The organism is Variovorax sp. J22P240 (assembly GCF_030316855.1).
Taxonomy (GTDB): Bacteria; Pseudomonadota; Gammaproteobacteria; order Burkholderiales; family Burkholderiaceae_C; genus Variovorax.
On record NZ_JASZYR010000005.1, the window covers coordinates 1 to 12,138 of the forward strand.

The 12,138-nt window shown below is 63.6% G+C and carries 20 protein-coding genes; 17 read left to right on the plus strand and 3 right to left on the minus strand.

Features of this window, described 5'->3' with window-relative positions:
- From QTI24_RS14755 to QTI24_RS14825, 15 genes are all read left to right on the plus strand, one after another.
- Positions 1–370, plus strand: a 370-nt coding sequence (locus tag QTI24_RS14755) for an EF-Tu C-terminal domain-related protein (protein ID WP_503011260.1), incomplete at its 5' end; no start/stop codon positions are given.
- Between the two features lie 23 nt (positions 371–393).
- Positions 394–708: a 30S ribosomal protein S10 gene (gene rpsJ / locus QTI24_RS14760; RefSeq protein WP_028250951.1), complete on the plus strand. Its 315-nt coding sequence runs from the start codon at positions 394–396 to the stop codon at positions 706–708.
- Positions 709–878: 170 nt separating this feature from the next.
- Positions 879–2,447 (plus strand): hypothetical protein, encoded by a 1,569-nt coding sequence (locus tag QTI24_RS14765; RefSeq protein ID WP_286601423.1) that lies wholly within the window; start codon positions 879–881, stop codon positions 2,445–2,447.
- A gap of 50 nt (positions 2,448–2,497) precedes the next feature.
- Complete coding sequence (locus QTI24_RS14770; RefSeq protein ID WP_286601425.1) at positions 2,498–2,995, plus strand: hypothetical protein; 498 nt, start codon at positions 2,498–2,500, stop codon at positions 2,993–2,995.
- 181 nt (positions 2,996–3,176) lie between these two features.
- Positions 3,177–3,857 carry a 50S ribosomal protein L3 gene (gene rplC / locus QTI24_RS14775; protein WP_286601426.1) on the plus strand — a complete coding sequence of 227 codons (681 nt, stop codon included), beginning with the start codon at positions 3,177–3,179 and terminating at the stop codon, positions 3,855–3,857.
- On the plus strand, positions 3,857–4,477 hold the full coding sequence (rplD, locus tag QTI24_RS14780; RefSeq protein WP_286601427.1) for a 50S ribosomal protein L4: 621 nt from the start codon (positions 3,857–3,859) through the stop codon (positions 4,475–4,477). The genes rplC and rplD overlap by 1 nt, the downstream gene beginning before the upstream one ends.
- Positions 4,474–4,809: a 50S ribosomal protein L23 gene (gene rplW / locus QTI24_RS14785; RefSeq protein WP_503011261.1), complete on the plus strand. Its 336-nt coding sequence runs from the start codon at positions 4,474–4,476 to the stop codon at positions 4,807–4,809. The genes rplD and rplW overlap by 4 nt, the downstream gene beginning before the upstream one ends.
- A 2-nt stretch (positions 4,810–4,811) precedes the next feature.
- A complete protein-coding gene (gene rplB / locus QTI24_RS14790) occupies positions 4,812–5,636 on the plus strand; it encodes a 50S ribosomal protein L2 (protein ID WP_028250945.1) in 825 nt (274 codons plus the stop codon).
- A 10-nt stretch (positions 5,637–5,646) separates the two neighbouring features.
- Complete coding sequence (rpsS, locus tag QTI24_RS14795; protein WP_007838132.1) at positions 5,647–5,925, plus strand: 30S ribosomal protein S19; 279 nt, start codon at positions 5,647–5,649, stop codon at positions 5,923–5,925.
- Between the two features lie 9 nt (positions 5,926–5,934).
- A complete protein-coding gene (gene rplV, locus QTI24_RS14800; RefSeq protein ID WP_019657678.1) occupies positions 5,935–6,267 on the plus strand; it encodes a 50S ribosomal protein L22 in 333 nt (110 codons plus the stop codon).
- A gap of 16 nt (positions 6,268–6,283) precedes the next feature.
- Positions 6,284–7,204, plus strand: a complete 921-nt coding sequence (gene rpsC, locus QTI24_RS14805; protein ID WP_286569496.1) for a 30S ribosomal protein S3 — start codon at positions 6,284–6,286, stop codon at positions 7,202–7,204.
- A 28-nt stretch (positions 7,205–7,232) separates the two neighbouring features.
- Complete coding sequence (gene rplP / locus QTI24_RS14810) at positions 7,233–7,649, plus strand: 50S ribosomal protein L16 (RefSeq protein WP_028250943.1); 417 nt, start codon at positions 7,233–7,235, stop codon at positions 7,647–7,649.
- 14 nt (positions 7,650–7,663) lie between these two features.
- Positions 7,664–7,915: a 50S ribosomal protein L29 gene (gene rpmC / locus QTI24_RS14815; protein ID WP_286601428.1), complete on the plus strand. Its 252-nt coding sequence runs from the start codon at positions 7,664–7,666 to the stop codon at positions 7,913–7,915.
- 9 nt (positions 7,916–7,924) lie between these two features.
- Positions 7,925–8,194, plus strand: a complete 270-nt coding sequence (gene rpsQ / locus QTI24_RS14820) for a 30S ribosomal protein S17 (protein ID WP_126837987.1) — start codon at positions 7,925–7,927, stop codon at positions 8,192–8,194.
- Positions 8,195–8,263: 69 nt separating this feature from the next.
- Positions 8,264–8,770 carry a peroxiredoxin gene (locus QTI24_RS14825; protein ID WP_286601430.1) on the plus strand — a complete coding sequence of 169 codons (507 nt, stop codon included), beginning with the start codon at positions 8,264–8,266 and terminating at the stop codon, positions 8,768–8,770.
- A gap of 111 nt (positions 8,771–8,881) precedes the next feature.
- On the opposite strand, the gene QTI24_RS14830 is transcribed toward QTI24_RS14825, so the two are convergent.
- Together QTI24_RS14830 and QTI24_RS14835 are read right to left on the minus strand one after the other, a co-directional pair.
- The gene (locus QTI24_RS14830; RefSeq protein ID WP_286601431.1) at positions 8,882–9,463 is read right to left on the minus strand and encodes a GNAT family N-acetyltransferase; all 582 of its coding nucleotides are present in this window, start codon (positions 9,461–9,463) and stop codon (positions 8,882–8,884) included.
- Positions 9,460–10,173 carry a cytochrome b/b6 domain-containing protein gene (locus tag QTI24_RS14835; RefSeq protein ID WP_286601432.1) on the minus strand — a complete coding sequence of 238 codons (714 nt, stop codon included), beginning with the start codon at positions 10,171–10,173 and terminating at the stop codon, positions 9,460–9,462. The genes QTI24_RS14830 and QTI24_RS14835 overlap by 4 nt, the downstream gene beginning before the upstream one ends.
- Before the next feature lie 151 nt (positions 10,174–10,324).
- On the opposite strand from QTI24_RS14835, the gene QTI24_RS14840 reads away from it, so the two are divergent.
- Entirely contained in the window at positions 10,325–10,771 is a 447-nt protein-coding gene (locus tag QTI24_RS14840; protein ID WP_286601433.1) for a c-type cytochrome, read from the plus strand.
- Between the two features lie 143 nt (positions 10,772–10,914).
- Here the strand turns inward: QTI24_RS14840 and QTI24_RS14845 are convergent, their stop codons facing one another.
- The gene (locus tag QTI24_RS14845; RefSeq protein WP_286601434.1) at positions 10,915–11,412 is read right to left on the minus strand and encodes a TlpA family protein disulfide reductase; all 498 of its coding nucleotides are present in this window, start codon (positions 11,410–11,412) and stop codon (positions 10,915–10,917) included.
- 99 nt (positions 11,413–11,511) lie between these two features.
- On the opposite strand from QTI24_RS14845, the gene QTI24_RS14850 reads away from it, so the two are divergent.
- Complete coding sequence (locus tag QTI24_RS14850) at positions 11,512–12,051, plus strand: hypothetical protein (protein ID WP_286601436.1); 540 nt, start codon at positions 11,512–11,514, stop codon at positions 12,049–12,051.
- Positions 12,052–12,138: the final 87 nt, after the last annotated feature.

Sequence of the window (12,138 nt, forward strand, 5' to 3'; positions counted from 1 at the left end):
CAACGTGGGCGTGCTGCTGCGCGGCACGAAGCGCGAAGAAGTCGAGCGCGGCCAAGTGCTGTGCAAGCCCGGCTCGATCAAGCCGCACACGCACTTCACCGCCGAGGTGTATGTGCTGTCGAAGGACGAAGGCGGCCGTCACACGCCGTTCTTCAACAACTACCGTCCGCAGTTCTACTTCCGCACGACCGACGTCACTGGCGCGATCGAACTGCCCAAGGACAAGGAAATGGTCATGCCCGGCGACAACGTGTCCATCACGGTGAAGCTGATCAACCCGATCGCGATGGAAGAAGGCCTGCGCTTCGCCATCCGTGAAGGCGGCCGCACCGTCGGTTCGGGCGTCGTGGCCAAGATCCTCGACATCTGAGTCGTACGCACAAAGGAATCACCATGGCCACCAAGCAAAAAATCCGCATCCGCCTCAAGGCGTTCGACTACAAGCTGATCGACCAGTCGGCAGCAGAAATCGTCGATACCGCCAAGCGCACCGGCGCGATCGTCAAGGGCCCCGTGCCCCTGCCGACCCGCATGAAGCGTTTCGACATCCTGCGTTCGCCGCACGTCAACAAGACGAGCCGTGACCAGTTCGAGATCCGTACGCACCAGCGCCTGATGGACATCGTCGATCCGACCGACAAGACCGTGGACGCGCTGATGAAGCTCGACCTGCCGGCCGGCGTGGACGTCGAAATCAAGCTCCAGTAAGTACCTTTGCTTACCACCAAAGCCCGATTGCAGCAGTGCAATCGGGCTTTGTTCTTATGTCGCGAGCTGTGGCTGTGGCATCCTAGATCCTAGACAGAGCGGCATCTGCTGCCGCCACGCGAACAAGGGCTCTGTGCATGGTACGAATCTGGTTCTGGCGAGGATTGGCGTTGGCTGCTCTGACGCTGCTCGGCGCGTGCGGCGGAGGTGGCGGTGGGGGCAACCCGGCGGCGCTGGCTCTGAGCGGCGCCAACAACTCCAGTGGGGCGACGGTCACGCTCAATGGCGTTGCGACCTACGACTCGGTTCCCAACGCGACGGGCGCACTCATGTACTCGGCGACCGTGGCGAAGCCGGTTCGCGGCGCCGTCGTGGAAATCGTCGATGCCGCGTCGCCGGCGATCCTGGCCACCACGGCAACGGATCCCAACGGCGCCTATTCCGTTTCCGTGCCCTCCGGCGCCGCTGTCATCGTTCGAGTCAAGGCCCAGATGCTGCAGCGCGGCTCGGCGGGCAGCTGGGATGTCAGCGTCCGGGACAATACCCAGTCGAGTGCCGTCTACGCAATGGAAACCCCAGCGTTCTCCATCGGCGCGGAGGCGGGCACGCGCAATCTTCACGCACCATCCGGCTGGGGCGGATCGAGCTATACCTCGGGCCGAACGGCAGCGCCTTTTGCCGTGCTCGACACGGTCTACGCTGCGCAGGCCAAGGTCTTGTCCGTGGCGCCGAACATGGTCTTTCCTGCACTGCGCGTCTTCTGGAGCGTCAACAACGTGCCTGCAGATGGCAACCCTTCGTTGGGCCAGATCGGTACCACCTACTTCTCGGACGAGGACGGGGCGGCGGCCATCTATGTGCTCGGGAAGGAAAATGTCGACACCGACGAGTACGACGCCTCGGTGATTGCGCATGAATGGGGCCACTACTACCAATCGTCGTTCAGCCGCGACGATTCGCCGGGGGGCAGTCACTCCATGGCGGACAGTCTGGATCGGCGCATCGCGTTTTCGGAAGGATGGGGCAACGCATGGTCCGGCATCGCCCTCGCCCGCGGCAACTACACCGACGCGGTCGGAATGGGGCAGGCGAGCGGGTCCAATGTCGACCTGACGGCGGGCGCCAGTCCCAACCCGGGCTGGTATCGGGAAGCATCCATTCATTCCATCTTGTGGAAGCTGAACAGCATGGTCGGATTCAAGCCGATTCACGATACCTTGACCGCCGTTTCGTTCAAGAGCGGCCTTGCCGTCACGTCCATCCATCCCTTTACTGCGGCATTCGGCTCGGCCGCACCCGCAAGCGCTTCGGCTTTGGCGGCGCTCCTCGCCGCCCAGAACATCAGCGCCGCCGCCAATGATCCGTTCGGCACGATGGAGACGAACAACGGAGGCATCACGGGTGCGGCGAACTCGCTTCCCCTTTATCGCACCGCCGCAGTGGGCGGGAGCACGTCTGCGTGTGTGACCAACCAGGCGGGTCTTCGCAACAAGCTCGGCAACTATGTGTATCTCAGGTTCGCCACGCCGTCGGCACGCAACTACACGATCACGGTTGCCGGTCCCCCTGCGTCGGATCCGGATTTCGTCGTCTACAGCGGCAGGCAGATCGCAGAGGCCACCGCCGTCAGCACGACGGAGGCGAGTTCGGTCGGCCTGCCGGCTGGCGAGAGCGTTCTGGTAATCAACGACTTCAACAACTCCTCGGCAGAGACATGTTTCACCGTCACCATTCAATGAGGCGCGGTTTTGCGAACGCCGGACTTCGCGCCGGGGCTGGCGCTGTTGCCGTGCTGTTGGCGCTGAGCGCCCATGAATCGGCAATCGCCGACAGCGCTGGTAATCCTCCCGCCACGAAGGTCTCTGGAGCGAAGGGGTCGTTGAAGGCCGCCCCCCTGAAGGCCAATGGCTCCGGCATCGTCGTGCGGTTCCGGGTGCCAGATGCGACCTCACAGGCGGGGAAGGCCATCCCGGTGGAACTCAGCTTCGAAGGCATCACCGACCCGAATGGGGCCGTGTTGCGGCTGACCGGCGACGGGGGCGTGTCGCTCGGTACGACCGAGGTGACGCGCACGCTCCCGGCGGGCGTAGCCACCACATTGACGGTGGAGGTCACGCTTGCCGCGGAGGGCGCTGGCTATCTCCATGTTTTCACGACTCAATATGGCGCGACCAGCGCGACGTCGATTCCGTTGCAGGTCGGCAAGGCAGCGTCCGCTCTGCCGGCTAGCGGGGACCTGAAGCAGACGCCCGGGGGCGAAAAGATCCTCCCGATGCCGGTGAAGTAGCCCTCAGGGGTCGATTCTCCGCGCCTCTTGCGCCTGCAAGCACTTGCGGGCTATAATCTTCGGCTCTGCCTAAGTTGCGCTCGCCAGAGCGCTATTTGCGCAGAACTTTATCAACCTTCTTCCGCATACCAAACGCTGTCGCCAATTGAAGTGGCAGCGGCGGGAGTTTTGGAGAAAACCAATGAGTCTGAGCAACTCCCTCGGGTTGCTGGGCCGCAAGGTGGGGATGATGCGTCTCTTCACCGATGACGGGGACGCAGTTCCTGTCACGGTGGTGGATGTGTCGAACAACCGCGTGACCCAGATCAAAACCCAAGAGAACGATGGCTACGTCGCACTGCAAGTGACGTTCGGTTCGCGCAAGGCATCGCGCGTGACCAAGCCCGAAGCCGGTCACCTCGCCAAGGCGGGTGTCGAAGCAGGCGAAATCATCCAGGAATTTCGCGTGACCGCCGATACGGCTGGTCAGCACAAGGCTGGCGGCGTCATCGCCGCGGCCAGCGTGTTCGCGGTGGGCCAGAAGGTCGACGTGCAAGGCACCTCGATCGGTAAAGGCTACGCTGGCACCATCAAGCGCCACAACATGAGCTCGCAGCGCGCGTCGCACGGTAACAGCCGTTCGCACAACGTGCCCGGCTCGATCGGTATGGCGCAAGATCCCGGTCGTGTGTTCCCCGGCAAGCGCATGACGGGCCATCTGGGCGACGTCACCGTGACGACCCAGAACCTCGACGTGATCCGTATCGACGAAGCCCGTCAATTGCTCCTGATCAGGGGTGCGATTCCGGGTTCGAAAGGTGGCTTCGTCACCGTGCGTCCGGCCGTCAAGGCCAAGCCGCAAGCCGCTGAAGGAGCGAAGTAATGGAACTCGAACTCCTGAACGAACAAGGCCAGGCCGCGTCGAAGTACGACGCCCCTGAAACCGTGTTCGGCCGTGACTACAACGAAGACCTGGTTCACCAGATCGTCGTCGCATTCCAGGCCAATGCCCGCCAAGGCACGCGCGCCCAGAAGGACCGCGAACAGGTCAAGCACTCGACCAAGAAGCCTTTCAAGCAAAAGGGAACGGGCCGCGCCCGCGCCGGTATGACTTCCTCGCCGCTGTGGCGTGGGGGCGGCCGCGTTTTCCCGAACATGCCCGACGAAAACTTCTCGCAGAAGATCAACAAGAAGATGTACCGCGCCGGCATGGCGTCGATCTTCTCGCAACTCGCTCGCGAAGGCCGTCTGGCCGTGGTCGATTCGATCAAGGTCGACTCGCCCAAGACCAAGGCGCTGGCCGCCAAGTTCAAGGCGATGAATCTCGAGTCCGTGCTCGTGATCGCCGAGGAAGTCGACGAGAACCTGTACCTGGCCTCGCGCAACCTGGTGAACGTGCTCGTGGTCGAGCCGCGTTACGCCGATCCGGTGTCGCTGGTCCACTACAAGAAGGTGCTGGTCACCAAGGGTGCCGTCGACAAGCTCAAGGAGATGTTCGCATGAGCCGCATGAACCCTACTCCCGCACAGCGTCAGTTCGACGAAGGTCGCCTGATGAACGTGCTGGTCGCCCCGATCGTGTCCGAGAAGGCCACGATGGTTGGCGAGAAGTCCAATGCCGTCACTTTCAAGGTGCTGCAGGACGCCACGAAGCCCGAGATCAAGGCCGCCGTTGAACTGATGTTCAAGGTCGAGGTCCAGGGCGTGTCGGTGCTCAACACCAAGGGCAAGGCCAAGCGCTTCGGCAAGTCCATGGGTCGTCGCGACAACGTTCGCAAGGCCTACGTGACGCTGAAGGCTGGTCAAGAGCTCAACCTCGTCGGGGAAGGCGCTTAATCATGGCCGTCATCAAGATGAAACCCACTTCGCCGGGCCAACGCGGCGCGGTGAAGATCTCGCGGGACCACCTGTACAAGGGTGCGCCGCACGCAGCCCTGCTGGAGCCGCAATTCCAGAAGGCCGGCCGCAACAACAACGGTCACATCACGACCCGTCACAAGGGCGGTGGTCACAAGCACCACTACCGCGTGGTGGACTTCGTGCGCAACAAGGACGGCATCCCGGCCAAGGTCGAACGCATCGAGTACGACCCGAACCGCACCGCTCACATTGCGCTCGTGTGCTACGCCGACGGCGAGCGCCGCTACATCATCGCCCCGCGCGGTCTTGAAGCCGGTGCAACGCTGCTGAGCGGTTCGGAAGCCCCGATCCGCGCCGGCAACACGCTGCCGATCCGCAACATTCCCGTGGGTTCGACGATCCACTGCATCGAACTGCAACCTGGCAAGGGCGCGCAGATCGCCCGCTCGGCTGGTACCTCGGCCACGCTGCTGGCCCGTGAAGGCGTATACGCCCAGGTCCGCATGCGTTCGGGCGAAGTCCGCCGCGTGCACGTCGAGTGCCGCGCGACCATCGGTGAAGTCGCCAACGAAGAACACAGCCTGCGCCAACTCGGCAAGGCCGGTGTGAAGCGCTGGATGGGTATCCGCCCGACCGTTCGCGGCGTGGTGATGAACCCGGTCGACCACCCGCACGGTGGTGGCGAAGGCAAGACCGGCGAAGGCCGTCATCCTGTCGACCCGTGGGGCAACCTGACCAAGGGTTATCGGACCCGTAACAACAAGCGCACGCAGGTCTTCATCGTGTCGCGTCGCAAGAAGTAAGGGTTAGCAAATGACTCGCTCTCTCAAAAAAGGTCCGTTCGTCGACCACCACCTCGTGGCCAAGGCCGACAAGGCCGTGACGACCAAGGACAAGAAGCCGATCAAGACCTGGTCGCGTCGCTCGATGGTTCTGCCCGAGTTCATCGGCCTGACCATCGCCGTGCACAACGGCAAGCAGCACGTGCCCGTGTACATCACCGACCAGATGGTCGGCCACAAGCTCGGCGAATTTGCGCTCACGCGCACGTTCAAGGGGCACCCCGCGGACAAGAAAGTCCAGAAGAAGTAAGGAACGACCATGTCTGAAACACGTGCAGTCCTCCGCGGCGTCCGCCTTTCGGTCGACAAGGGCCGTCTGGTCGCCGACCTGATCCGCGGCAAGAAGGTCGATCAAGCGCTCAACATCCTGCAATTCACGCAGAAGAAGGCCGCTGTGATCGTCAAGAAGGTGCTCGAGTCGGCCATCGCCAACGCCGAGCACAACGACGGTGCCGATATCGACGAACTGAAGGTCAAGACCATCTACGTCGAGCAAGGCGCCACGCTCAAGCGCTTCACCGCGCGCGCCAAGGGTCGCGGCAATCGCATCAGCAAGCCCACGTGCCATGTGTACGTGACGGTTGGCAACTAACAGGCCTGGAAGAAATATGGGACAGAAAATCCACCCAACCGGCTTCCGCCTTGCGGTCAGCCGTAACTGGTCCAGCCGCTGGTACGCAAGCAACCGCGACTTCGCCGGCATGCTGGCCGAAGACATCAAGGTGCGTGAGTACCTGAAGAAGAAGCTCAAGAACGCGTCCGTTTCGCGCGTGCTGATCGAGCGTCCCGCCAAGAACGCCCGCATCACGATCTACTCGGCACGTCCGGGCGTCGTGATCGGCAAGAAGGGTGAAGACATCGAGAACCTCAAGCGTGAACTCGGTCGCCAGCTCGGCGTGCCGGTCGCGGTCAACATCGAAGAAGTGCGCAAGCCCGAAATCGATGCCCAACTGATCGCCGACAGCATCACCCAGCAGCTCGAAAAGCGGATCATGTTCCGTCGCGCCATGAAGCGTGCGATGCAGAACGCCATGCGTCTGGGTGCCCAGGGCATCAAGATCATGTCGGCCGGTCGCCTGAACGGCATCGAAATCGCACGTACCGAGTGGTACCGCGAAGGTCGCGTGCCGCTTCACACGCTGCGCGCAGACATCGACTACGGCACCTCGGAAGCCAAGACCACCTACGGCGTCATCGGCGTCAAGGTCTGGGTGTACAAGGGCGACACGCTGGGTCGTAACGACCTGCCGGCAGTCGAAACGCCGCGTCCTGACGAAGAGCGCCGCCCGCGCGGCCCGCGTCGCGATGGCCGTCCTGGTGGCGACCGTCCCGGCTCTGACCGCCGTGGCCCGCGCGCCGGTGCCCGTGGTCCGATCGGCGGCAACGTCGCTCCGGCCGATGGCAGCGACAAGCCCGCAGAAGCCACTGGTGCCGCCCCCGCGGCTCCGGGTGCAGACTCGAAACCCGCCGTTAAGCGCGTCCGCAAAGCCGCGCCAGCTGCAGCAGCTGACGGTGCCAAGACCGAGTGATCGGTCTTAGAACTACGGAGTAAGAAACATGCTGCAACCTGCACGCAGAAAGTTCCGCAAGGAACAAAAGGGCCGCAACACCGGCATCGCGACCCGCGGCAACGCGGTGTCGTTCGGTGACTTCGGCCTGAAGTCGATCGACCGCGGCCGTCTCACGGCCCGTCAGATCGAAGCCGCACGTCGCGCGATCTCGCGTCACGTCAAGCGCGGTGGCCGCATCTGGATTCGTGTGTTCCCCGACAAGCCGATCTCCCACAAGCCCGCAGAAGTGCGGATGGGTAACGGCAAGGGCAACCCCGAGTACTACGTCGCCGAAATCCAGCCCGGCAAGGTGATCTACGAGATCGTCGGCGTTCCCGAAGAACTCGCTCGCGAGGCCTTCCGTCTGGCCGCTGCCAAACTGCCGCTGCGCACGACCTTCGTCGCACGCCAGCTCGGCGCCTGATCGAGGAGAACACCATGGCAACACGTAAGAAGAAGGAAGTTGCGGCTCCGGCCAAGACTTCGAAGGCTGCCGAGCTGCGCAACAAGGACGTTGCGGGCTTGCAAGCTGAAATCAAGGATCTGCAGAAGGCCCATTTCGGCCTGCGTATGCAGAAGGCCACGCAACAGCTGTCGAACACCTCGACGCTGCGCGTGACGCGCCGCGACATCGCTCGCGCCAAGACCATTCTTGCTCAGAAGCAGCAAGAAACCCAAGCCGCCAAGTAAGGAGTGAACATGACGGAAGCTAAAAAATCCCTCAAGCGCACCTTGATCGGCAAGGTGGTCAGCGACAAGCGCGAGAAAACCGTGACCGTGCTGGTCGAGCGTCGTGTGAAGCACGAGCTCTACGGCAAGATCGTGGCCAAGACGAGCAAGTACCACGCCCATGACGAAAAGGGCGAGTACAAGCTGGGCGATACCATCGAAATCACCGAAAGCCGGCCGATTTCGAAGTCGAAGAACTGGGTCGTGACCCGGTTGGTCGAAAAGGCCGTCCTGGTCTGATCGCAGGCAAACACAGCCCCATGAAAAACGGCCCACAATGTGGGCCGTTTTTCTTTTTAGGAGCAGTAGATGATCAAAGTTGGCGACACCCTTCCCCCGGCGACCCTGCAGGAGTATTCGGAAGTCGAGGGCGAGGGTTGCAGCATCGGCCCGAACCCGGTCGAAGTGACCAAGGCCGCGGCCGGAAAGACCATCGCGCTGTTCGCGCTACCCGGCGCTTTCACGCCCACCTGCTCCGCCAAGCACGTTCCGGGGTATGTCCTGCACTTCGAGGATTTCAAGGCCGCAGGCGTTGATGAAATCTGGTGCGTCAGCGTCAACGACGCCTTCGTCATGGGCGCCTGGGCTCGCGACCAGAAGACTGGCGCCAAGGTCCGTATGCTGGCCGACGGCAGTGGCGCCTTCGCGAATGCAACCGGTCTCACGCTCGACCTGACCTCACGCGGCATGGGCGTTCGCAGCAATCGCTATTCGATGCTGGTGAAGGACGGCAAGGTCGCGACCCTCAACGTCGAAGCCCCCGGCAAGTTCGAAGTGAGCGACGCCGACACCCTGCTGGCCCAGGCAAAAGCCTAAGCCCCGCTCCCCCAATGCCAGGAACACCGCGGCACCAGCTTTGCTGGGCCGCTGGTGTTGCCCCCGGCAGGGGGTGGGCGGCCACACGAAGTGGGCAAGCCTGGGGGCGAGCTAAAGCTCTGTTTTGAGGTAGTGCGACCCGGCAATTGGGTTGTGATAGTAGGGCGGCACGTCCACGAACCCCAGGTCTTCGTAGAGGGCTCTTGCGGATTCCATGTCGTCGAGCGTGTCGAGCAGCACGCAGGCATAGCCGGCGCCGCGCGCAGCATCCAGGATGGCCTCGGCCAGTTGGCGCCCGAGCCCTACTCCGCGAAACGCCGGCCGCACGTATAGGCGCTTCATCTCCGCAGCATTCGGATAGTCGGCTGTATCCAGCGGGCGCAGTGCGCAGCAACCCGCCACGTACGCCAAGCCGCCTGTAGCCCGTTGCAAAGGCTGCGCATCGACCGGAACCGCCGTGTCACTCACGTTGACGAGCGCCAAAAGCAGCGCGCCCCGCGGCTCCGCGTAGTCGCCCGGAAGATTGGCGAGTTCTTCATCGAAGTTCTGAAACCCAAGGTCGATGCCGAGCGAAGCCGCGTAGTCCCGGAAGATCGCGCGCGCAGCCTCCAACTCGTGCGGCTCGTCCGGTGTCATGAGCACGATCTCCGGCGTATCCGCCAATGGCAGCGGGCGTGAAACCGAGTGGCTCATACGCGCAACGATGCAATCCAGGTCGCGATCCCCGCACAGGCGGCGAACACCGCGAAGGCGAGCAGGCGCGACGCCACATCATCCCGGCTCGGCGCCGCGCTTCCGTCGATGACCAGCTTGTCGCCGGTGATCATCGGACGCACCAACCGGTGCCGCTTGATAACGACATAGAACAGCACGGCCAGCACGTGGAGGCTGACGAGCGTGATCACGGTCCACTTGCCCACCGTCGTGTGCCAAGTGCTGGCAGCGCTGACGACCGAATTCGGGACGAAGCGCGTCAGCGGCCCCGAGGCCGAGATTTCGTCGTCGGCCACCAGTCCTGTCGCGACCTGGGCGATCAGAAAGCCCAGCAGTGCGAACACCGACAGGGCGCCCAACGGCGAGTGACCTATGAGGTGATCGGGATGGCCCCGCCCCCGCAGGTAGGCCACGACCGAGGTCGGGGCGTAGAGGAAAGCGGAAAAACGAGACCATCGCCCACCCACGAAGCCCCAGACCAAGCGAAACAGCAACAGCGACAACACCGTGTAGCCGAGCCGGTAGTGCCACTCCATGATGCCGCCGAGGCCGGTCGCGATCAGGCCGATCACGGCCGCTGCCAGGACCCAGTGGAAGAGCCGCGTCGGCAGATCCCAGACCCGTGTGCGAGACGCGCCGGCGTCCGCCAGGCCCCGATGGCGGGCGGCGGGCTCGAAGGAGGCGGTCATCGGCGAGGTCTTGGCATGGCGGCGGGACGTGCAGATTAGCAAACTTCCGGCGCCGCGCGTTCTGCGGGTTGTCTCTAGTCGTGAGCGGCGGCAAATCCCTAAACTGACCGCAGCGCCGTACCTCGCGACGCGACCACAAGAAGGAGACACGATGAAACGAGTGATCCTGATCACCCTGGCTGCCGCATGCGCCGCCATTTCCGCCCCGGCCGCTGCGCAGTTCGCCAAGACTGAAGACGCGATCAAGTACCGGCAAAGCGCGATGTTCATTCAAGGCCAGCACGTGGGGCGCCTGGGTGCCATGGCCGCCGGCCGTGTGCCGTACGACGCTGTGGTGGCGGTGTCCAACGCGGAGGTGGTGGCCCAGATATCGCGATTGCCCTGGGCCGGTTTCGGACCCGGTACCGAAGGAGGCAAGGCCAAGCCGGAGATCTGGAAGGAACAGGCCAAGTTCAAGGAACTCAGCGAGAGGTTGATGGGCGACACCGACAAGTTGCTGGTCGCCGCGAAGGCCGGCAATCTCGATGCGCTGAAGACCGCGATGGGAGCGGTCGGGGAAACCTGCAAAACCTGCCACGATGCCTTCAGGAACAAGTAGCTCGACGAAAGCCAGCGCCTTCCGCCCGAGCGCCAAATTGCCAGAAACACCGCGGAACCGGCTCTGCCGGGCCGCCGGTGTTGCCCCCGGCAGGGGGTGGGCGAAGCGACGTGGAGTGCGCGAAGCTTGGTGGCGAGCCTGTTTTACGTCTCGGCGAGGAGCTTTTCGATGAGCTTGTGGAGTTCGGCGAAGTCGGGCTCGCCTACGTAGCGCTTGACGATTTCGCCGCGCTTGTTGACGACGTAGGTGGTGGGGGTGAGCTTCACGTCGCCCCACGCTTGGGCGACGGCGCCGGTGTTGTCGATCGCGACCTTGAACGGCAGCTTGCGCGTTTCGACGAAGTTGACGACGTAGCTGGGCGGGTCGTAGCTCATGGCTACGGCGAGGGTGTCGTAACCCTGGCTCTTGTATTTGTCGTAGGTCGCGATGACCTTGGGCATTTCGGCGACGCAGGTGACGCAACTCGTCGCCCAGAAATTGACCAGCGTCACCTTGCCCTTGAGGTCCTCGCTGGACTTCTTGCTGCCATCGAGGAGCACGAAGGTCGAGGCGGGCGCCGCGGAAACCCCCGTGTTCAGGTACACGCCGACACCGACGGCCAAGGCGAGCGCGGTTGCGGCGGCGTAGATGACTTTTTTCATGGTGATCGAGGGAGGCGGTTGATTTTAGTTCCCATCGCCTGACCGCGTCCGGACCTGGGCGCAGGGCTGTTCGGCATGCGTTCGATAATCGATCTCCCGATGCCCTTTCCCTCAACCTCCCGTCTCGCGGCCATCGCCTTGGCTGCCGTCGCCTTCGCGTGCAGCCCCACTTTCAACTGGCGCGAAGTCCCGGTCGGGGACGCCGGCGTGATCGCGCTGCTCCCCTGCAAGCCCGACCGCGCAACGCGGCAGTTGCCGCTCGGCACCGACGCAGTGGCCGTCGACATGGCGGGCTGCAAGGCCGGGGGCGCCACCTTCGCCGTGGCGCACGCCTCGGCCGGCAGTGTGGCGCAGGCCGAAAGCTGGATGCGAGCTTGGCGGGCGGCGACGGCCCAGCAGCTTGCGGGCACGCCGGTCGCAGAAACTTCGGCAAACCTGCCTCGGGCATCGACTTTGGTCGCGCCGGTGCGTCTCGATACCCAAGGGCCCGCGGGAGCCGGTCACGCCGAGGCGGCTCACGTCCTGTGGTTTGCTCAGCAGCGTCCGGACGGCATGGCCCTCTACCAGGCGACGGTGCTGGGAACGCCGTCGTCGTTCGACGCGCTCCAGACGTTCTTTGAAGGATTGAGACTACCGTGATCCGGGAAACGCGAAGGGGCGCTCATGACCGGTTTGTGGGATGCTGCGTGTTGTCCTATTTCTACATCCGGCGGACGCCCCCGCATA